This window comes from Pseudomonas sp. TMW22089 (assembly GCF_022496645.1).
Classification (GTDB): Bacteria; Pseudomonadota; Gammaproteobacteria; order Pseudomonadales; family Pseudomonadaceae; genus Aquipseudomonas; species Aquipseudomonas paraversuta.
In genome coordinates, this window is the sequence record NZ_SCFG01000021.1 from 1 (window position 1) to 21386 (window position 21386).

19 protein-coding genes and 1 pseudogene are annotated in these 21386 nt (G+C 58.4%); 12 read left to right on the top strand and 8 right to left on the bottom strand.

Features of this window, described 5'->3' with window-relative positions; translation table 11 throughout:
- Positions 1-59: 59 nt before the first annotated feature.
- Positions 60-443: a hypothetical protein gene (locus EQV90_RS16970; RefSeq protein WP_240878447.1), complete on the bottom strand. Its 384-nt coding sequence runs from the start codon at positions 441-443 to the stop codon at positions 60-62.
- Positions 444-454: 11 nt separating this feature from the next.
- The gene (locus EQV90_RS16975; RefSeq protein WP_240878448.1) at positions 455-1708 is read right to left on the bottom strand and encodes a site-specific integrase; all 1254 of its coding nucleotides are present in this window, start codon (positions 1706-1708) and stop codon (positions 455-457) included.
- 318 nt (positions 1709-2026) lie between these two features.
- Between EQV90_RS16975 and EQV90_RS16980 the strand changes: the two genes are divergently transcribed.
- The 4 genes and pseudogenes from EQV90_RS16980 to EQV90_RS16995 all read left to right on the top strand — a co-directional run bounded on the left by EQV90_RS16980 (position 2027) and on the right by EQV90_RS16995 (position 4892).
- The gene (locus tag EQV90_RS16980; RefSeq protein WP_160627714.1) at positions 2027-2452 is read left to right on the top strand and encodes an N-acetyltransferase; all 426 of its coding nucleotides are present in this window, start codon (positions 2027-2029) and stop codon (positions 2450-2452) included.
- Positions 2449-2961, top strand: a complete 513-nt coding sequence (locus EQV90_RS16985; protein WP_240878449.1) for a MepB family protein — start codon at positions 2449-2451, stop codon at positions 2959-2961. The genes EQV90_RS16980 and EQV90_RS16985 overlap by 4 nt, the downstream gene beginning before the upstream one ends.
- Positions 2962-3626: 665 nt before the next feature.
- Positions 3627-4301, top strand: a pseudogene (locus EQV90_RS16990) (membrane-bound PQQ-dependent dehydrogenase, glucose/quinate/shikimate family); the annotation flags it as partial.
- A 135-nt stretch (positions 4302-4436) separates the two neighbouring features.
- The gene (locus EQV90_RS16995) at positions 4437-4892 is read left to right on the top strand and encodes a GNAT family N-acetyltransferase (protein WP_003445651.1); all 456 of its coding nucleotides are present in this window, start codon (positions 4437-4439) and stop codon (positions 4890-4892) included.
- Here the strand turns inward: EQV90_RS16995 and EQV90_RS17000 are convergent.
- The gene (locus EQV90_RS17000) at positions 4873-5766 is read right to left on the bottom strand and encodes a LysR substrate-binding domain-containing protein (RefSeq protein WP_240878450.1); all 894 of its coding nucleotides are present in this window, start codon (positions 5764-5766) and stop codon (positions 4873-4875) included. The genes EQV90_RS16995 and EQV90_RS17000 overlap by 20 nt on opposite strands.
- A gap of 157 nt (positions 5767-5923) precedes the next feature.
- Between EQV90_RS17000 and EQV90_RS17005 the strand changes: the two genes are divergently transcribed.
- Positions 5924-7222, top strand: coding sequence for an FAD-binding oxidoreductase (locus EQV90_RS17005; RefSeq protein WP_240878451.1), 1299 nt, complete (start codon positions 5924-5926; stop codon positions 7220-7222).
- Between the two features lie 47 nt (positions 7223-7269).
- A complete protein-coding gene (locus EQV90_RS17010) occupies positions 7270-8358 on the top strand; it encodes a polyamine ABC transporter substrate-binding protein (RefSeq protein WP_003445659.1) in 1089 nt (362 codons plus the stop codon).
- Positions 8359-8426: 68 nt separating this feature from the next.
- Here the strand turns inward: EQV90_RS17010 and EQV90_RS17015 are convergent, their stop codons facing one another.
- On the bottom strand, positions 8427-8639 hold the full coding sequence (locus EQV90_RS17015) for a PLD nuclease N-terminal domain-containing protein (protein ID WP_003445661.1): 213 nt from the start codon (positions 8637-8639) through the stop codon (positions 8427-8429).
- A gap of 88 nt (positions 8640-8727) precedes the next feature.
- A complete protein-coding gene (locus tag EQV90_RS17020) occupies positions 8728-9645 on the bottom strand; it encodes a tyrosine-type recombinase/integrase (protein WP_029612838.1) in 918 nt (305 codons plus the stop codon).
- Between the two features lie 1145 nt (positions 9646-10790).
- On the opposite strand from EQV90_RS17020, the gene mgtA reads away from it, so the two are divergent.
- The 4 genes from mgtA to EQV90_RS17040 all read left to right on the top strand — a co-directional run bounded on the left by mgtA (position 10791) and on the right by EQV90_RS17040 (position 16328).
- Entirely contained in the window at positions 10791-13505 is a 2715-nt protein-coding gene (gene mgtA, locus EQV90_RS17025) for a magnesium-translocating P-type ATPase (RefSeq protein ID WP_240878452.1), read from the top strand.
- Positions 13506-13571: 66 nt separating this feature from the next.
- A complete protein-coding gene (locus EQV90_RS17030) occupies positions 13572-15236 on the top strand; it encodes a Na/Pi cotransporter family protein (RefSeq protein WP_240878453.1) in 1665 nt (554 codons plus the stop codon).
- Complete coding sequence (locus EQV90_RS17035; RefSeq protein ID WP_003445668.1) at positions 15224-15571, top strand: DUF2493 domain-containing protein; 348 nt, start codon at positions 15224-15226, stop codon at positions 15569-15571. The genes EQV90_RS17030 and EQV90_RS17035 overlap by 13 nt, the downstream gene beginning before the upstream one ends.
- Before the next feature lie 31 nt (positions 15572-15602).
- The gene (locus EQV90_RS17040) at positions 15603-16328 is read left to right on the top strand and encodes a hypothetical protein (RefSeq protein WP_240878454.1); all 726 of its coding nucleotides are present in this window, start codon (positions 15603-15605) and stop codon (positions 16326-16328) included.
- Positions 16329-16338: 10 nt separating this feature from the next.
- On the opposite strand, the gene EQV90_RS17045 is transcribed toward EQV90_RS17040, so the two are convergent.
- Positions 16339-16971, bottom strand: coding sequence for a LysE family translocator (locus tag EQV90_RS17045; protein ID WP_127195368.1), 633 nt, complete (start codon positions 16969-16971; stop codon positions 16339-16341).
- 147 nt (positions 16972-17118) lie between these two features.
- Here EQV90_RS17045 and EQV90_RS17050 point away from each other — a divergent pair, with 147 nt between their 5' ends.
- Entirely contained in the window at positions 17119-18513 is a 1395-nt protein-coding gene (locus tag EQV90_RS17050; protein ID WP_240878455.1) for a PLP-dependent aminotransferase family protein, read from the top strand.
- A 125-nt stretch (positions 18514-18638) separates the two neighbouring features.
- Positions 18639-20261 (top strand): acyl-CoA synthetase, encoded by a 1623-nt coding sequence (locus EQV90_RS17055; RefSeq protein ID WP_010657026.1) that lies wholly within the window; start codon positions 18639-18641, stop codon positions 20259-20261.
- Between the two features lie 96 nt (positions 20262-20357).
- Here EQV90_RS17055 and EQV90_RS17060 read toward each other — a convergent pair whose 3' ends face one another.
- On the bottom strand, positions 20358-20654 hold the full coding sequence (locus EQV90_RS17060; RefSeq protein ID WP_003445673.1) for a putative quinol monooxygenase: 297 nt from the start codon (positions 20652-20654) through the stop codon (positions 20358-20360).
- Positions 20655-20680: 26 nt separating this feature from the next.
- On the bottom strand, positions 20681-20917 hold the full coding sequence (locus EQV90_RS17065) for a DUF465 domain-containing protein (protein ID WP_003445674.1): 237 nt from the start codon (positions 20915-20917) through the stop codon (positions 20681-20683).
- Positions 20918-21386: the final 469 nt, after the last annotated feature.

The following is a 21386-nucleotide window of genomic DNA, read 5'->3' on the forward strand; positions in this document are numbered from 1 at the left end:
GTCTGCTTACGTTTGCCTGCGTACTCGGCATCAGCGAAAGACATTTGCTTCATCGGGGCTCAACCGTTCAGTTCGTGGGACAGGCGTATTTCACCAGATTTGGAAGTCCTTTTCAGAGTTTCCTTAGCTGAAATATCGCTCTCAGATAGTCGCCCGAACAACCCGGATGCTTTGAATGCCGTTACCGGTGCGTACTTCTCCAGTGCATAGGCCACAAACGCTTTGGCGATTTGCATGAGGTTAGGATTCAGGTGGAGCGCAGCCCAATCTATTTTCATAGCCGTTCCGCCGTCATACCACGTCCAAACGCTCAATCGAGTATCGACGTACTTTGGCTGGTCATTAGTGCGAGTTCGAATCGCAACCTGAGCCGGGCCCTCGAACACGTAGGCCGGAAAAGAGGAGGAGGGTGAAGCGTGTTCTTGATCGGCTGATTTGGTCACGGCGAACCTCCTTAACTGTCAAGTCGGCTCCAGGCTGCCGAGGCACGCTGGGCGTTGTGGAGGTTGGCCGACTCGGCTAGATAACGACTTGCATAACGGCGTGGCATCGTCGAAGTGTCAGACCAACCGCAGACACGTCGGAGTTCGTCCGTAGCCCGCTCGAGGTCATACCCACGCTTCTTGACCAGGTAAGCCAAAAACTGGTCGGCAAAGGTGTGGCGAAAGTCATGCGCAGAAAGTGTAGGCAACAACCCTGGATGAGCCAGTTCAATGGTCAGAAACAGCCGATCAAAGACGTTCGACAACGCGCGGATCGACAGCGGTCGACCTCGGTCAGAGATGAACAAATAGCGGTACAGCAATTTCATCGGTTTGCCATCACGCAGGGGGCGTCGCTCGCCTTGGATATAACGCTCGTAGACCTCATACAACTGCGCTGAGATACCTACGGTCCGTCCGTGCGTTTTCAGCGCGGGCTCTTCAGCACGAGGGTCTCCGGGATCATGTTCGCGATCATTGATGCTGACATAGGCATGCTGAGATCCGTGATTGATGTCCGTGGTGTAGAGCTTCAGAAGCTCTCCGCGGCGGATACCGGTCTCCAGCAGCAATTCAATCATTAGCCAATTGCGCAACTGCAGTCGTTCCGGAAACGGATTCTCTGCGTCGCCCGGGCGAATAAGTGTGCGAATGATCTGGAGTTGAGTACCTGTCAGGCTTCGGTAACGAGTGCGGTCTGGCCGGGCATTGATGATATGGCTCTCAAAGCGCCGCTCAATGACGTCGGCGACATCTGCAAATACCGATTCGATGTTAGCCAGGGTGGTTGAGTTCAGACGGGCGCGCGGAATGTAACGGGTGACGCACCAGGACAGGTACTGCTTCAGCAACCGCAGGTACTGGTCACGGGTACGCGGATCGATCTGCGGAAAAGGTGCCGTTTCAGCTTTGCCGATTCGGGCGACCAGGTTGTCGGCTTGACGGCCGCTTTGGAGCCAGATGGCGTAACCGTCCAACAAAGCCAAAATCGCCTCGAAGTGGCAGGCCAAGATGGCGTCATCAATGTTGAGGTCACGGCTTTGGGCATAGATATAGAAAGCCTGGATCGCGCGCAGATGTGCCGCAGCAGTGCTGTAAGCGCGAGACCTTAGCTTGAGTTGAACGTAGATGAACGGGACAAGTATGGGTAACGGCGCCGCATCTCCAGTCTGCACGAGCAGCGGCACACGTTGACCTGAAGATAAACGGCATTGAATCAGCTTCATCGGCAGCCACCTTATTCCATGTCTCGCCATGAACACGAAGGACATGGCCCGTTGAGAGATTGGACGTCAGAAGCGAGTTTGTCGAATCAGTACCTTATGAACCTCATGAACATTTCTAACATAGCATCTGGTTTAACATAATATACATTATGCGAACTATCGTATTGGTGTGTCAGGGTCAGTGGAGGTCAGATTTCAAGGCTGGAAATTCCTCTCTCGAACGATCCCCGCATTTCGATGCCTGCAACAATACCCTGACGCGCTCTAATTGCTGGCTTTGCATTAAGCTTGTCGGCCAACACCACAATGGAATGACAAATGATCAGAGCATTTGAACTACACGACATGGAACCTGTTGTGGAAATCTGGCTGAGCGCATCGATCAAGGCTCATGACTTTATCGACGCGGCTTACTGGCAATCCCATACAGCAACGATGCGTGATGTTTACATCCCGGCATCTGAGACCTATGTGTTTGAAGACCAATCCAGCGTCCAGGGGTTTTGCTCCTTGCTGGGCAATCAACTGGCCGCGCTGTTTGTTGATCCGGCTCATCAAGGCAAAGGCCTGGGCAAACAGTTGCTTGAGCACGCGAAAAACCTTCGTGGTGAGTTGAGCCTTGCGGTTTACAAAGAGAATGCGCCCAGCCTGGCCTTTTATCGCTCACAGGGTTTTGATGTGGTCCGCGAACAAATTGACGAGCAGACAGGTCATGCTGAATACCTGATGGCGTACCGCACATGATCCTCCCACAGCCTTTGCTGACAGCTATCGAGAGCCTGTATTTGAACGCTGCCTTAGCGCATCCGGTTGATTACTCGGTAGACAGTGAAGCCCGGGAATATGGCGGTTTGCGCTTTACTCTTGCAGGTCGCAAGGTTGTCTTCAGGGTAGCCAAAGTGACGCCAACCAAGGTCGGCCAGTTCGTCACCCTGTGGAAACGACCTTGCCCAGGCGGCGAAATTGCACCACTGGATAGCGCGGATGACATCGATTTCGTGGTGGTTCATGTGTCTACTGAAGGACGCTGCGGACAGTTCGTTTTTGATCGTGAGACCTTGTTGTCGCGCGGTGTGTTTGCCATCAATGGTCGCGGCGGCAAGCGCGCATTTCGTGTTTATCCGCCCTGGAGCCAGCCTGTAGCACGTCAGGCCGTGCAGTCTCAAAGATGGCAAACCGAGTGTTTTGTCGCGGTTTCTCCCTTTGAACCGGCCTCAATAGTACGTATTCGCGGCCTTTTCAACTGCGAGTAGTCTTAGGCTTATATATGCATTCTAGATATAACTAAACTAAAGAACTATTTAGTATAGTTATAATAATGACCCTTGGCATCAGGTTCGGCAGCCCTTTCCCCTTGCTGTCCGACGGCTCCATCTGGAACCCCGGTGCACCTAAGCCTGGCGATTTACGCCCCCAACGCGGCCGCCACTCCAGATACTTCCATGCCTTCCACCGCAGGCTGCCCCAATGCCTGAGCGCATTTCTCTCGCTTAACGCACCGGGCGTGCTGTACCTGCTGCCTGTGCTCCAGTTGCGTAACTGCTGCACGCTGCGCCGCCAGTGCTTCGCGCATCCGGGCATCGATGATGCCTGCGATGCATGGCCATCAACCTCTGCCCCGCCGCTACCTGCATCCCCGGCTCCCGCGAGAGAGCCGCCGAGGTCAGGATCGGAAAGCGCTCGCCACTGGCTTGCTGCGGTTTGCGCGGACAATTTGTCGCAGGGCGTGTTTTTTTGTTAAAGTTACGGAACTAACCGTTTAGTACATAGCTATCTATGACTTCTGCCGGTTGTCTCGCCCTGCTCCATAAGGCACCAGGCGCTGCAAAGGCTTCCCCAGCCACTCTGTAATGGAAACAGCTATACCTAATAGGCTGCTCCCACCTCAATCGCTCATGCATCAGTAGGGTCATGCACCATGAATAATTCTCAACCTTCGGCCTCCGTGAGCCGCTGGCCCGTTTGGGTCGCAGCCCTCGGCGTGCTGGTTTTCGGATTGCTGTTCGTCGCCGGCGGCGGCTATCTCGCCACCCTTGGCGGCAGCCTGTATTTCCTGCTGGCCGGTCTCGGAATGATTGCCGCGTCGGTATTAATGTTCAAACAACGCCTTTCAGGCGCCTGGCTGTTCGCTGCCGTGATGGTTGCGTCGATTGTCTGGGCCCTGCTGGATGCCGGGCTGGTGTTCTGGCCGCTGGTTTCGCGCCTGTTCGCCCTGGCCGTGCTGAGCCTGGTGGTGGCGCTGGCTTACCCTTCTCTGCGCAAGGCCAACGGCCTGAGCGGGAACGGGGGTTACGCGCTGGGCGCGGTGCTGGCAGTGGCCATCGCTGGCGGTTTCTGGGGCATGTTTCTACCCCACGCCACGGTGTCGGCTACCGGCGACGGCCCGGGCCTGACCAAGGTCGACCCGGCTAATGCCCAGAAAGACTGGGCACACTACGGTAATGACGAAGGTGGCGGCCGCTTTGCCGCACTGGACCAGATCAACCGCAGTAACGTTGCCGATCTGGTACCCGCCTGGACTTACCAGACCGGCGACGTGGCGATCAGCGACGGCAATGGCGCAGAAGACCAGCTGACCCCGTTAATTGGGGATGCAATCCTACAGCGCAATCAGAGTTTTCTGAGCAACAGACTTATTACAAAATTTGACTGAGCTATCAAGAGCGGCCGACGTCGGCAGCAAGGTCTAAAGTAGTTCGCCAATACCATCACAACGGATAAATCACTTATGAGCGTTCTGGTTCGAGCTGCCCGTGCCGAAGATGCAGCGGCCATCAGCAAGGTGGTGATCGCTGCACTTCGCCAGTCCAATGCCCTGGACTACCCGCCCGACGTCATCGCCCGGGTGGAGCAAAGCTTTGCGGCCCCACAGATCCTGGGCTTGATCATCCAACGTCAAGTCTATGTGGCAATTCTTGATGGGGCCGTGGTCGCAACGGCAAGCCTGGACCAGCAGGTAATTCGCAGTGTATTCGTCGCTCCCGGCCACCAGGGCACGGGAATCGGCAAGCAGCTTATGGCCAGAATCGAATCCGTTGCAGGGCAGCACGGCCTGCAAGAGTTAAGGGTGCCCTCTTCGATCACCGCCGAAGGCTTTTACGCCCGCCTGGGTTTTGAAAAAATCCGCGACGAATTCCACGGTGCCGAACGCACCGTCATCATGCTCAAGCACCTGGCACCCTAGCATGTTGCGCCTGCTCCGCGAACCACTGCAGCACCCGGGAACAGGCCGGGTGTCCGGCCGCCAGGGGCTGTGGGCACAACGAGTAATTGCCGCCGGTTTTCAATGGCTCGCCAAACGGAATCACCAGCACCCCGCGCTGGATCGACTCATCGGCCAGGGTCATGTCCGTCACTGCGACCCCAAGCCCCCGGGCCGCAGCATCCAGTGCCAGCTCATCGAGGTTGAACGGGATGTGACGATAGCTCTCCAGGGGGTTGCCGTGATTGGCTGACAGCCAGTCGATCCACGCCTGCTTGTCGGCCGAACGGTGCAGCAACGGGAAACCTGCCAGGTCATCCATTGACGTCAGCGGCCCCAGATCCGGGGAGCAAACCGGCACCAGTGCCTCATCGAACAGCACCAGACAGGCCGGGTCAGCGCGGGGCTCCGGCAGATAGAGGATGTAGGCATCACTGTCGCTGGCGGGCTCAACGATCTCGGTGGCAACGGTTTCGATCGACAGGGCTATGTCCGGATGCTGCAAGTAGAAGTCACTGAGCTTGGGCAGTAACCAGCGCACGGCCAGGGAGACGTGCATGCGGATACGAAACGGACGCTTTTGCGGTGAAAGCCGGTCTTCCAGCGCCCGCAACTGCGCAAGAATGGTGCGCGCGCTGCCCAGCACCTCTTCGCCTTCAGCCGTCAGGTGCACGCTGCGACTGTTTCTGGCGAACAGCGGTACACCGAAATGCCCTTCCAGTTGCTGGATCTTGCGACTGACTGCGCTCTGGGTCAGACACAGCGCCTGCGCCGCTAGGGTGAAGCTGCCCGAATCGGCAACTGCAACCAGCGCCTGCAGGCCCTGTAGAGACGGTACGTGGCTAATTGTATCCATGCATTTTTGGAATCGATCAATGAATTTATAACGTTGGTTATATCACCGTGTTCGTCATAAATTCCAGCTATAGAGGGCGCCACCTGATAACAGCCATGCGATTTGCGCATGTATTCACCCAAGCAGGAGGCGCCGCAACCGTTGAATGAGGTGTTACGTGAAAAATCAATGTGGCTGGATTGCCCTGGCAGGAACCTCCCCGGGCCGCGATCACCTCAAGGGGCCGGAAAAAGCTGACTGGCTGATTATTGGCGCCGGTATCACCGGGCTCAGTGCCGCCCATTCCCTGGCAGAAATGTACCCTGAGGCGCGTATCGTCGTGGTCGATCGGCAGCGCGCAGCCCAGGGGGCCTCAGCGCGCAACTCCGGCTACGCGGTGTCCCACGAAAACCCCGGCGATGATGAGCTGCTCGGCCACAGCGGCTTCGCCGGTTTTGAGGTCGACTCTGCAATCGGCTGCGCCGCCGGCGAAGAAGTACGCAAGCGCATCAGCCGCCACGGCATTGAGTGCGAATACCGCGATTCGGGTTACTACTTCGCGGTCAATGATCCCGCCAAACTGACCCACATCGAAGCCAAGCTCAAAACCCTCAGTGCCGTGGGGGCCTCGGCACAGTTTCTGGAGGGCGGGCAACTCGCCCAAAAACTGGGGACCCGTCACTATCGGGCGGCGATCTGGTGCGGTAATGGCAACGCTCTGCTGCAGCCGGCGAAGTACGTCAAAGGCCTGCTGGATGCACTGCCAGCCAATGTCACCGTATTCGAGAACACCGAGATCAGCGGCCTCGAACCCGTGCGCGGCGGCGTGCGTGCCATTGGCACCCAAGGCAGCATCGAGGCCGGACAGGTTCTGGTGTGCCTCAACGCTTTCATTCCGCGCGCCGGGATCGACAACAGCGCCACCTTCCCCATGGAACTCAGCGCCAGCCTGACCCGTCCCCTGTCAGACCGGGAGTACGCGGCCATCGGCAGCGTCGAGCCCTGGGGCGTACTTTCCACGCGCCCCCTCGGCGCAACCGTACGCCTGACTCCGGACCGCCGGGTGATGATCCGCAACACCGCCGAATACCGTACCAAAGACCTGTCCGACAGCAATTTGATACAGCGGCGCAAACACCACGCGCTGGGCTTGCAACGACGCTTCCCGGGGCTCACCGAACAAGACATTGACTACACCTGGACCGGCCACCTGAGCGCCACACGCAGCGGCCAGCCTTATTTCGCCAAGGTCCAGGAACGGGTGTTTGCCGTCGCCGGCTGCAATGGCTCCGGCGTGGCACGCGGCACCCTGTGGGGCCGGTTGCTGGCGGAAATGGCCAGTGGCGCCAGCTCCCCGCTGTTGCAGTCAGTCATGGACCGGGCACGGCCGGGCTGGCTACCGCCGCGACCGTTCTTCGACATCGGCGCCGTGTTGCGCATGCGCGTGGAAGCGGTCAGGGCCAGAACCGAAATCTGATGCACTGTGACGAAAAAAATAAAAGCTCCTCGAAAAGGTGATTGAACATGCACATCAACACGATTTCCCTGGCGGTCATGCTGGCCGCGTTTTCGGCAGCCAGCTACGCAGACGAGACAGTCAATATCTCCAACTGGAACGGCTATATCGCGGATGACACCCTGCCCTCGTTTACCAGGCAAACGGGGATCAAGACGACTTACGATATCCACGACAGCAACGAAGTGCTGGAGTCCAAGTTGATGACCGGCAACACCGGTTATGACGTGGTCAGCCCGTCCAACCACTTCCTGTCCCGGCTGATCAAGGCGGGGGCCATACAAAAGCTCGACCGCAGCCAGTTGCCCAACTGGAAAAACCTCGACCCGGTGCTGATGAAAAAGCTCGAGGTGAACGACCCGGGCAACCAGTACGGCTTCCCCTACATGTGGGGTACTGCAGGCATCGGCTATAACGTGGACAAGATCAAGCAGATCTTCGGTACCACCGATGTCACGCAGTCCTGGAGCCTGTTTTTTGATGAAAACAACATCAAGAAGCTGAGCCAGTGCGGCGTCGCAATCATCGACAACCCGACCCAGGTGCTACCTGTCACCCTTAACTATCTAGGCCTGCCGCACCACAGCCATGACCCGCAAGACTACAAGAAAGCCGAACAGGCTCTGCTGAAAATCCGGCCTTACGTTCAGTACTTTCACGCATCGAAGTACATCAGCGATCTGGCCAACGGCAATATCTGTGCAGTGATAGGTTTTAACGGCGATGTGGTGCAGGCTGCCGCCAGTGCCAAGGAAGCCAGGAACGGGATCAACATCGCTTACTCGGTCCCCAGGGAAGGCTCCACCTTGTGGATGGACATGGTGGTCATGCCCAAAAGCGCGCCCCATGAAAAGAACGCCTACACCTACATGAACTACCTGCTCACGCCCCAGGTGATTGCCGATATCAGCAACAACATCCACTACGCCAACCCCAACCTTGCAGCGGATGCCTATCTCTCGTCAGAGGTGAAACAGGACCCTGCCATCTATCCGTCGAAAGAAGTGATAGACACACTGTTCACGGTCGAGGACCTGCCGGCCAAAATTGCCCGGCTCACCACGCGCCTGTGGACCAAGCTGAAGACCAATACCTGAGTCGGCAAGCCCCCTGCAGGAGCGAGTTTGCTCCTGCAGCTTGGGTTTATTCATAACGCTCTTGCGGCTCACCTCGAGACCGAAGACGAATCCCTTCTGTGCTTTTTCGACCCAGCCACCAGCCACGCCAGCATGCCGAATAATGGCACGAAGATAATGACCGCCACCCACATCAGCCGACTGCTTGCAGGGGCTGCGCTTTTAAGCACGCGGCTGATGGTCCAGAACTCGATCAGCAGCAGGATAATGGCCAGTACGACCCAAATTTGCTCGATTTGCATGCATCACCTCCCAGGTTGTAAAGCTTTAGGTGGGGGCATGCCGCGAGGGTTCATTGTTTTTTCAGTGCTGCGGGCTGGGCGTTGCCAGTCACAACATAAAGCGGTCAGTCACATTGCGCCGCTCATTGTCATCGCGCACGTCATAGCTGACGGTGGTCGCAATGTTGGCGTGGTGGGCCAGTTTTTGCGCAATGGAAACGTCGTACTCTTCGATCACCCGGGTGATGAATGAACGGCGAAAGTCATGGGGCATGATGTCGACCCCGACCTGCCGGCCGCGCTGTTTGGCGATGTAGTAAATCGCATGCTTGGTAAGGCGCTCGCGGGTGATGTGATTGCCGCGACGAATCCGGTTGAACAAGAAGTCGTCGTCACTGGCTCCGTCCGGCAGGTTGTCCCGTCGAAACGCCAGCCACTGCTCGAGCTTTTCAAAGGCCCAGGCCGGAGCGAACTTGATCAGCTCCTTGTTGCCTTTACCCACCACCCGCAGACTGCGCTCCTCAACATTCACCTGCCACAGGTCCATGTTCACCGATTCCGACTTGCGCATCCCCGAGCCATACAAAATTGCAATGATCGCCGCATCCCTCAAGCCCTGGGGGCGCGGGTCGGCAGCACAGACATCCATCAGTTCACGAATCAGAGTACGGCGTAGATTACGGCCCTTGGTCAGACGCGAACCACCTCCCGCCTTTACCGCACGGATCTTCAACAAATGATCCTGGGTGATCAGGCTTTGTTGCCAGGCCTGATTCATCACGCCGCGGATGGCATTCACGTACAGCGAGGAGGTATTAGGCGCATAGCCATCTGCGCGCAGTGCAGACACCAGCGCGGTGATATGCCCCGGCTGCAGTTGATGCCACGGAAACTCATCGATGGCGACATCCTCAGCCCCCAGGCGATCCGCCGCCTCCTGCAATACATAACGCATGGTCTGACGGCTCGATGGCGCAAGACGCGCAAGGTAAAGCGCAACAGGCGTTTGAACCTGAGTTAATGCAATGGCTGAAACCTGCGTTGCTGCGGGGTCAATAGTCGACAAAACCAATCTCGATACGGGGCTGAAACAGCCCCTAATATAACCCAAACCTATAGATTATCCGTGCAGTTATAGCGTTTAGGTGATGGCAGCACCATCGGGCAGCAGCCGCAGCTACAGCCCGGATGCAACCCGTGCTTTTGAACTTCAATGCCTTACATGGCGTTTGCTGACAGCACACTTCGGCGCCCCACTCTTCGGCTATTGAGTTTTATTATTGCCATATTCAAGCGGTGACTGTTTTAAATACACTTTCCCGTTTCTGAACATTGGCTGTACCGCCCTTACTTGTGCCTGTTTAACCTTGACATGAGTTACCTGACTGAGTAGATTGCGCAGGCCGAATTACTTCGGTCTTTTTTAAACCTCACAAAAGAAGCCAATGGACACAGTATCTAGACGCTGTCCGGTCACCGCGAATGCGGAGCTCCGGGCAATTAACCAAAACATTGACAGGACTCGCCTGCACGGCGGGGTCAATTGCGCTAGAGCCTGACGCTCCAACGTAACGACCTCCCCCGGCATCAGTCCGGTCACGAGGTGTGTTATGACCTTTAAAACCTTTGTACTACCTGGCGTCCGCGCCTTTAGCTCGAGCATGCGGGTCAAGCTCTGCCGTGAGCCTGCCTTTGCTCGGCAATCCCCCTTCTCCACTGCCGTTCCCGGCGCAAAACCTGTGCACCGCCAGGTGCATTGGCGGGTCAGCCCCGGCACAGGGCAACTGGAACAGCGCTGGAGCATCAACGAATCCCAGGACCCTCCGTGTTGTGGCCCCGTTCGCCTGCTTGCCCGCGCCCCGAGTTTCTACACAGCCGCTCGCGCCGGATAAGCACGGTTTAATCGAGCGCAGAACCTTCTGCAAAGAAAGTTCTGCCATCGATTAACTTCCGCCTGATAAACATCGTTATCTGACTGCTGTTCTTTATGAACCAGATTGGAAGTTTCCTGTTGCCCGCTAATTAATAGCGCTGTTGTAGCGAAACATACAACTGCACCTAAAACTTATTTAAACCGATCGCCGACTTTCGCACCGGACGACTGCTGCTTGCCTTCAGAAAGACAAGTCGCATGTATGTCCGGATTAAAACAGGCGACAGGAGCAGCCCCCTATGAGCGCATTGAAAACCCCCAAAGCACTGGATAAAAACAGCGCTGCAGACCGTGCAAAACTGTCCATGCGTGCCGCACGTGAAGCACAGAACGGACTGTCGGCGACCCTGGCGAACGTCAAGGCCACCACCGACGGCCTGACCCTGCTCGAGGCCTCGAAACGCCTGCAACTGGAGGGTTACAACGAGGTGGCCCACGACAAGCCGCCCCATGCGATCGTGCAGTTCCTGCTGGCACTGCATAACCCTTTCATCTACGTCCTGCTGACCCTGGCGGTGATCAGCTTTTTCACCGACTACTGGATTCCGCTGCGTGACGGTGAAGAAAGCGACCTGACCAAAGTCATCATCATCGGGTTGATGGTCGGCCTCAGCAGCGTGCTGCGGTTCTGGCAGGAGCACCGCTCGGCCAAATCCGCCGAAGCGCTCAAGGCCATGGTCCGCACCACGGCCACCGTACTGCGCCGCGAAAAGGATGGTGCCAGGCCCCGGGTGCTTGAAATCCCGATGCGCAATCTGGTGGCCGGCGATATCGTGCAACTGTCCGCCGGAGACATGATCCCCGCGGACATTCGCCTGATTGAATCCCGCGATCTGTTTATCAGCCAGGCCGTACTCACGGGCGAAGCTTTACCCGTGGAGAAATACGACACCCTGGGAGACGTCACACAAAAGTCCGCCTCCGGCATGGCAGCCGACCAGAGCAACCTGCTGGACCTGCCCAACATCTGCTTCATGGGCACCAACGTAGTAAGCGGTACAGCCCGCGCCGTGGTGGTTGCCACCGGCCCCCGGACCTATTTTGGTTCGCTGGCCAAAGCCATCGTCGGCTCGCGCTCGCAAACGGCATTCGATCGGGGAGTCAACAGCGTCAGCTGGCTGCTGATCCGCTTCATGCTGGTCATGGTGCCCATTGTGTTTTTCCTCAACGGGTTCTCCAAGGGCGACTGGGGCGATGCCTTAATGTTTGCCCTGGCAGTGGCGGTCGGCCTGACCCCGGAAATGCTGCCAATGATTGTCAGCGCCAACCTGGCCAAGGGCGCCACCGCCATGGCCAAACGCAAAGTGGTGGTCAAGCGCCTGAATGCGATCCAGAACCTCGGTTCGATGGATGTGTTGTGCACCGACAAGACCGGCACCCTGACCCAGGATCACATCATCCTTGAGCACCACGTGGACGCCACCGGCAAGCGCGATGAGTCGGTACTGGCCCTGGCCTGGCTCAACAGCCATCACCAAAGTGGCGTGCGCAACCTGATGGATCAGGCGGTGGTGCAGTTCTCTGTACAGGATCCAAAGTTCAAAGTGCCGTTTGCCTACCGCAAGGTCGATGAACTGCCTTTCGACTTCGTCCGCCGACGCCTGACGGTCGTGGTCAAGGACAAACGGGGTGACCACCTGCTGGTATGTAAAGGCGCAGTAGAGGAAATGCTCGCCATCTGCACCCATGTCATGGAAGGCACCGCCAGTGTTGCGCTGGACCCGTTACGCCGCCAGCAGTTGCTGGAGCTGGCCAGCGGCTACAACGAAGACGGCTTCCGGGTACTGCTGGTTGCCACCCGTGAAATTCCCAAGGCCCAGTCACAAAAGCAATACACCACCGGCGATGAGCGGGATCTGGTCATCCGCGGCTTGCTCACCTTCCTCGACCCGCCAAAAGAAACCGCCGGCCCGGCGATTGCCGCGCTGCAGGCGATAGGGGTAGCGGTAAAAGTACTGACCGGCGATAACGCCACAGTCACCGGTAAAATCTGCCGCCAGGTGGAACTGGAGCCAGGCTCGCCGTTGCTCGGTCCTGAAATAGAGGCCATGGACGACGCCACGCTGCAACTGGAGGTGGAGCAGCGCACGGTGTTCGCCAAGCTCACTCCGCTGCAGAAGTCCCGGGTGCTCAAGGCACTGCAGGCCAATGGTCACACGGTCGGCTTTCTCGGCGACGGGATTAACGATGCACCGGCCCTGCGCGATGCGGACGTGGGCATTTCGGTGGACAGCGGCACGGACATCGCCAAAGAGTCGGCCGACATCATCCTCCTGGAAAAGAGCCTGATGGTGCTGGAAGAAGGCGTGCTCAAAGGCCGCGAAACCTTCGGCAATATCATGAAGTACCTGAACATGACCGCCAGCTCCAACTTCGGCAACGTGTTCTCGGTACTGGTGGCGAGTGCCTTCATCCCTTTCCTGCCGATGCTGTCGATCCACCTGCTGCTGCAGAACCTGATGTACGACATCTCACAGCTGGCGCTGCCCTGGGACAAGATGGACAAGGAGTACCTGCAAAAACCGCGCAAGTGGGATGCGAAAAACATCGGCCGGTTCATGATCTGGATCGGGCCGACCTCGTCGATCTTTGACATCACCACCTTTGCCCTGATGTGGTACGTGTTCTCGGCCAACAGCGTGGAAATGCAGACCCTGTTCCAGTCCGGCTGGTTCATCGAGGGCCTGCTCTCGCAAACCCTGGTGGTGCACGTGCTGCGCACCCGAAAAATCCCCTTCATCCAGAGCACTGCCGCATGGCCGGTGATCATGATGACCCTGATTGTCATTGTGCTGGGCATCTACGTGCCGTTCTCGCCGCTGGGCACCATGGTCGGCCTTGAGCCGCTGCCGCTGTCGTACTTCCCCTGGCTGGTGGCCACCCTGTTCAGCTACTGCTGCGTTGCACAGTTGATGAAGACCCTCTACATCCGCCGCTTCAAGCAGTGGTTCTGAGTTGAATCTGCGGGCGCCGGTCTGGCGCCCGCAAAACAATGAATGTTTGTTATGTGGAGATTCCTTATGTCGGGAACCACTCTGTTACTCAACCTCGCGGGGGCCATAGCCCTGTTGCTGTGGGGTACCCATATGATTTCAACGGCGCTGCTGCGCGGGTTTGGTACCCAGCTGCGTAACTGGATGGGGCGCAACCTGAACAATCGCTGGATGGCGCTGATTTCCGGAATCGGTATTACTGGCGTACTGCAGAGCAGTACCGCCGTCAGCCTGATGGCAACCTCGTTTACCGCCGCCGGCACCCTGGGCCTGGCGCCAGCCCTGGCCGTGATGCTGGGAGCGAACATCGGTTCGACCCTGGTGGTGCAACTGCTGAGTTTCGACACTTCACTGGCGATGCCGGTGATACTGCTGGTGGGTTTTGTGGTGTTTCGCCTGCGCGATGACTCACGCTTTGAAAGCATCGGCTGCGCGCTGATCGGACTGGGGCTGATGCTCCTGGCCCTGAGTCTGCTCAGCGCCAGCCTGGGTCATATGGAAGCCACGTCGGTGTTCCGCGCGCTCATGCAAAGCCTTGAGGGCGACCTGGTCACTGCGGTGCTGGTCGCAGTCCTGCTGACCTGGATCTGCCACTCCAGTGTGGCGGTGGTGTTGCTCATTGCCTCCATGGCCGGTGCCGGCATGATGACCCCGGTGACGGCGCTGGCCTTGATGCTGGGGGCCAACATAGGTGGTGCCTTGCCCTCGGTGTTCAGTGCCGGCTCCCCGGTGGCGCGGCGCCTGCCCGTGGGCAACTTGCTGATTCGTTTGTTCGGCAGCCTGCTGTTGCTGCCGTGCCTGCCACTGATTGCCACACAGCTGGGCCGAACCGATATCGGCCCGGCCCAGCTGGTGGTGTATCTGCATAGCGCATTCAACATCGCCCTGGCGCTGCTGTTTATCGGGCTGACCGAACCCATGGCGCGCCTGCTGAGCCGGCTGTTTGCCGAGCAGCAGAGCCCGGTGGATCCCGGCATGCCGCAATACCTCGATGAAGCCGGGCTGGAAGTGGCCAATATCGGGCTGTCCAACGCCGTACGCGAAGCCCTGCGCCTGGCGGACATGGCCTCGCTGATGCTCAGCCAGGTGCTGCAACTGTTCGAGAAGCCCGATCAGGCCGCCTTCGCCAAAGTCCGCCAGCTGGATCACTCGGTGGACCTGCTGAGTGCCGCCATTCGTGCCTACCTGGCGGATATAGGCCATGACGGGCTGAGCGATCATGACGCCGACCGCGCCCAGGAAATCCTGATGTTCGTGATCAACCTCGAACATGCCGGCGACATCCTCAACAACCTGGCGCAACTGGCCATCCGCAGAACCCGCCGTGGCGAGCACTTTTCCAGCTTCGAGCTGCGCCATATCCAGGCCATGCACCAGGCCCTGCAGGACAGCCTGAACCTGGCAGTGACCGCCTTCATGGGCGAAGACGTGCTGGCAGCCAACACCTTGGTCAGCCACAAGGACACCGTGCGCAAGCTGGAAGCCAAAGCCAGTCGCGAGCATTTTCGTAAATTGCAGAATGACAAAACGGCCTGGGCCGAGTCCGGGGATATTTTCCAGCGCGTGCTGCGCGACTATCGGCGGGTTCATCACCATATTGCCGCCCTCGGCTACCCGGTGCTGGAGCGCTGCGCAGAACTCAACGGCTTCGTCGACCACAACTCCAGGGACACTGACCCGTGCGCCTCTTGATCTGTGCCGGGCGCCATTACGCCGACACCCTGATGTGCCTGCGCGTACTGGATGCCTACCAGGCCATCAATGGCGTGAGTGTGCTGATTCACGGCGCCAGTCCGTATCTGGGCAGCGCCGTGGAGGACTGGGCGCGCGAGGCGGGAGTCGATGTGGTGCGCTACCCGCCGAACTGGAAGATGTACGGCAAGCAGGCCGAGCGCCGGCGCAATCGATTCATGCTCACGGACAGTCGCCCGGACGTGGTCATTGCCCTGCCCGGGGGAGATGACACCTGTGCGCTGATCAGCCGGGCCAGAGCGGCCGGCATTCATGTTGTAACGGTTAACAACTGACCTTTATCGAATCCACTCAGGAGTTTTACCCATGACTGAAGTATCCCGTTCAGCAGCCGTTCGCCATTGGGTCGGCGCTTCGATGAGCATCGCCCTGACCCTTGGCCTGGTCTCCAAAACCTGTGCATCCGGTGGTTCATACGTGGTCGACGACGGCGCAATCAACAGCCCCGGCGAATGCAACATCGACGCCTGGTTCACCAGCAACCGTCACCACAGCGCCACCCACAACGCAGTCATTTCCCAGGGCTGTACTTCACACAGCCTGCCCTGGCTGCAATGGGGAGGCGCCATAGAGCAAGGTCACAGCAACGACGGCACCGCCCGACAGTTAAGCCCGCAACTCAAGGCGCAGCTGTATTCAAGTCTGGACCAGAGCCTGGAACTGGCGCTATCGGGTGAGGCCCGCTTTGCGCTGAACCGGGCCCACAGCTATGACGGCACCGACCTCAACCTGCCGCTCACCTGGCAACCTTTCGCGCCCCTGCGACTCAATTTTAACGGCGGCTGGAGCCATGCCTGGAACGACGGCAAGCAGAGCCACCGACTGACCTGGGGTAGCGGCTTTGAATATGCCGTTACCAACTCGCTGACCCTGATTGGCGAACGCTACGGCGAAGAAGGCGGCGAGCAGTCCTGGCAGACAGGTCCCAGGTTCCACATAGGCTCTGCCGTGGATCTGGACCTGGTGCTCGGTCGCACCCTGAACCGCGACCGCGACCGCTGGCTGACCACCGGGGCTACCCTGCGTTTCTGAGGCTCAGCCGCTAAAACCCCCGGGCCAACAGAATGGCCACCCCCAACAGCATGATGGCTGTGGCCCGTTGCAACAGAACTTGTCGCGACGGGCTTTGCAGCACCCGCCGCACCCGCTGGCCGAAGTAGCAATACAGGCAGCCGCTGGTGAACTGCAACAGCAAGAACACCAGCCCCAGTACCGCCAGATCCAGCGCCCGGGTGGCACTGCCCTGCCCGGCAAACTGCGGGAACACGGCACTGAACATGACAATGGTTTTGGGGTTGGCAAAGCCGGTGAGCAGCCCCTTGGCGAAACGCCCCCTGAAGCTGCTGTCCAGGGACTCGGCAGGACGCTCCAGCAACAGTGCGCGACTGTTCCATTGCCGATAGGCCAGATACAGCAAATAGGCCACGCCGATACATTGAATGACGCGACTGATCAGGGGATTGCCCTTGACCAGCTCGGCAAATCCGACGGCAAAAATCAGGATCGACACCAGATACGCTGCGCTGGCGCCAAGCTGCACCGGCATTGAGCGCTTCAAGCCTTGCTGCATGCCGAAGCCCATCAACAGTAAGGTCATGGGCCCGGGACTAAAGGTCATGGTGGCGCAGAAAAACAGAAAGTAGAGGAAGGACGCGAGTGTCAGTTGTGTGGCCATTATCTTTATCAGATCCCGAAACCATTGCTCGAACACCTGCGAGCGGTTCCGCAGTTTAGGTGGCGCAGCCCGGCATGGGCAGATCAAGCCCCGACCAACTTGACCGTACTTTACTGGTAGCATGACCGGTAAAGTACGAGGTCATTGATGCCTATCCCCACGATTGAATTCCAGCCCGGCACTCCCAAAGTCCAGCAGATTGTCGAAGCCCTGAACCAGGCCATTACCCAAGGTCGCCTGAACCCGGGGGCCAGACTGCCCTCCGCCAGGGAAATGGCCCTGAGCTGGGGCGTCAGTAAATTCACCCTGATTGAGGCTCTCGATCGCTTGCGTGGACAGGGCCGGATCACTTCAAGCCAGGGCCTTGGCTACTTTGTCGCGGCCAGGGCTGCGGCTGCAGAACGGGCGAGCGCGCTTGATCTGTTGCCGCAAGACCTGACCAGTGTCCTGCGCCGCTCATTGACCGGCGCCAGCGGCGCCATGCGCCCTGGCAGCGGGCATCTGCCTGAAAGCTGGCTGGAGCCCAGCGCCATGCGTACCCACCTGCGCCAGCTCAGCCGCTCGCCGGGGCTGCGCCTCACCGGCTATGGCGATCCGGCGGGTTACCTGCCATTGCGTCTGGCACTCCAGCAAAAACTGCTGGGCCAGGGCCTGGACGTTGCCGTCGAGCAGATCATCACCACCGCCAACACCGTGCAGGCACTGGACATGTTGTTGCGCTTGCGGGTGCGTCCCGGCGATACGGTGCTGCTGGACATGCCCTGCTACTTCAACTTCCACGCCAATCTGGCGTTGCACGGGGCACGGGTCGTGACCCTTGAGCGCACGCCCCAGGGGCTGGATCTGCAAGCGCTGGAGCAGCTGTTTGAACAGCACCGGCCGAGCCTGTATCTGACCACAGGCCTGCTGCATAACCCCACCGGCCATTCCTTTTCTCCGGCCCAGGCCTACGGCTTGCTGGAGCTGGCCAAACGTCATGACTGCCATATCATCGAGGACGATCTGTACGGCGACTGGCACCCGGACCCGCCTCCGCGGCTCGCGGCCCTGGCCGGGATCGAACACGTCACCTACCTCAGCGGTTTTTCCAAAACCCTGAGTGCCAATCTGCGGGTGAGCTATGTGGTGACCTCGGCGCAGGCAGCCGCCAACCTGACCCATCTGAAACTGATGTGCGGCGGTATCACCTCGGAAATGTTCGAACAGGTCGTCTGTTCGATGCTCACTGACGGCACCTATCACAAACACCGCAAGCGGGTGATGCAAGGTCTGCTGACCAGCGGTGCGCGGGTGGCCAGCTGGTTGCAAGGCCTGGGGTTCACCCTCAATGCACCTTACACCGGGGGCCTGTATATCTGGGCCACGCTCCCCGCCGCACGGGACGCCGCAACCCTGGCCCAGGAGGCGCTCGCCCGGGATCTGGTGCTGGCGCCGGGCATCCTGTTCGGCTTTGACCCCGCACTGCGCCACTGCATGCGTTTTAACGTGGCCCACACCGACAAGCCCGAGGTGATGGCTGCCTTGGCAGCGCTGCTGGATTAGCCCAGGGCCATTGCTTCCCTATGCCACACCGAGTGAGCTATAAGTCAGGCCGGACATAAAACTGTCCCGCCCACCGATGGGCGCGGGCAGCCAAAGAGCTAACAATCAGCCACCGGAAGACCTTCATGTCGATTTTTGAGCAAGGCCTTGAGCCCAATGCTGTCAACCATATTGCCCTGTCGCCGTTGAGCTTTATCGAACGCACAGCCAGTGTCTACCCGGACTACCCCGCCGTGATCCACGGCTCGATTCGCCGCACCTGGCTGCAGACTTACCAGCGCTGCCGGCGTCTGGCCAGTGCGCTGGCCGCTCGCGGAATTGGCAAGGGCGATACCGTGGCGGTGATGTTGCCCAATATCCCGGCCATGCTCGAAGCCCACTTTGCGGTGCCCATGCTCGGCGCAGTGCTCAATGCACTTAACGTACGCCTCGACGCCGAAGCCATTGCCTTCATGCTGGCCCACGGCGAAGCCAGGGTGTTGATTGCCGACCGTGAATTCCATGCCGTGATCCATGCTGCCGTGGCCATGCTTGATCATCCACCGCTGATCATCGACGTGGATGACCCGCAATACGGCGAAGGCCAGCCGGTCAGCACACTGGATTACGAGGCGCTGCTGACCGAGGGCGACCCTGACTACCCGTGGCAATGGCCGGCAGATGAGTGGCAGGCGATCGCGCTCAACTACACCTCCGGCACCACGGGCAACCCCAAAGGCGTGGTCTATCACCACCGCGGGGCCTACCTTAACTCCCTGGGCAACCAGATGGTCTGGGCCATCGGCAATCACCCGGTGTATCTATGGACCTTGCCGATGTTCCACTGCAACGGCTGGTGCTACCCGTGGATCATCACGGCCTTGGCCGGCGTGCACGTGTTCCTGCGCCGGGTTGATCCGCAACGAATTCTCAGTCTGATCCAGGAGCATCAGGTCACCCATATGTGCGGCGCGCCGATTGTGCTCAATGCCCTGACCAACCTGCCGCTATCCGCCAGGGTTGCCATCGATCATCCGGTGAGTGTGATGGTCGCGGGTGCAGCACCACCGGCCCAAGTGATAGGTGCGGTGGAAGAAATGGGCATCAAAGTCACCCACGTGTATGGCCTGACCGAAGTCTATGGCCCGGTGACCATTTGCGCCTGGCATGAGCAATGGGATGCCCGGCCACTGGCCGAGCGTGCGCAGATCAAATCCCGCCAGGGGGTACGCTATCCGACGCTGGAAGGGGTAATGGTTGCCGATCCGAAAACCCTGGTACCGACCCCGCGGGACGGAGAAACCATGGGTGAGATATTCATGCGTGGCAACACCGTTATGAAGGGTTACCTGAAGAACCCCAGTGCCACGGCGCAAGCCTTTGAGGGGGGCTGGTTCCATACCGGGGATTTGGCCGTGTGCCACCCGGATGGCTACATGGAGATTCGTGACCGGCTCAAAGACATCATCATTTCGGGTGGCGAAAACATCTCGACCATCGAAGTTGAAGGCGTGCTTTATCGTCATCCCGGGGTACTGGAAGCGGCGGTGGTCGCCCGCCCGGATGAAAAGTGGGGCGAAACGCCCTGTGCCTTTATCACCCTCAAGGATGACCACCAGCAGGTGCTCGAGCTGGATATCATTGCTTTTTGTCGCCAGCACCTGGCGGGATTCAAAGTGCCGCGCACGGTAGTGTTTACCCTGCTGCCCAAGACCTCGACCGGCAAGGTCCAGAAATACCTGTTACGCGACATGGCCAAGGCCCTGTAGTCGCTGCCGAGGAACTTAACAAGCTTGCACAAGCCCGACATGAAAACGGCGGCCTGTTCAGGGCCGCCGCTTGATGCTGCTGTGTTGATCCGTGTCTCAGATACTCAACTCGTCCAGCAACAGCACTTCACGATGCTCGATCAAGTCAGCAACAGCTTTGCCCATCGCCAGGTAATGCGCTGTGGTTTTGTGGTGCTCAATGGCCGCCATGTCCTTCCAGCCTTCGATGAATACAAAACGCTCGGGATTGGAGCGGTCTACATGCAGGTCATAGAAAAGACAACCGGCTTCAGCCCGTGATCCGGCCACACATGCACTCAGCGCCTGTTTAACAGCCGGTCCATGACCAGGCTTGGCACTTAAGGTGGCAACAATTTTGATAATTCTGGACATATACGATTCCTGCAGCTTGCGGTGACTTAAACGTTCAGTAGTTGGACAATTTTGTCTTTGATCTGGAGCCTTTGCTCCTTGAGTTTCTTCAAGACCTCATCCGGGACACCAATGGCCTCCCCGGCCTCCGCTTCAATGACCTCGGCATCCTTCTCGGCATATTGCACAAACAACTGGTTCAGATGAGCGTTTTCGCTGCGACACTTGCTGACAGCCTCTTTAGTGAGTCCCAAGTCTTGCAACAAATCGTGTTTGACTGGCATATCTGCACCTCTTAGACGTTTCGGTGACGATTCCAGACTCTTTAAATGAGTCCGCTCAAGGGGCTCAAGCCAACACCCCCACCTAAGCAATAGCACGCAACAGGTCACCGAGAAAGCCAGGCGTACACATAAGCGTCTTCGCCTGCGTACAGAGGGCTGAATTCCACGCCCGCAAACCCGCTTTAAACGCGATCCCTCAAGGCGCCAATTAAATGCCGACGGAAAAATAGGCGGTATTTTTTTGACGACATGTGACTGGAATCATAGTCTCGGATGATTTTTCAGTGATACGATGCGCATCTGCCTACACGCTCTAATTTTAACTACTACTCTTCCAGAGCATTGCTTACAACCAACAAACAGGTGTATTTCGCATCGGGCACCGCTATATAAAATGTCGATCAACATTTGATTGGCGTCAATAATAAGTCACCGCTGCAAGGCATTACTCGAACGCCTTGTATGCAAC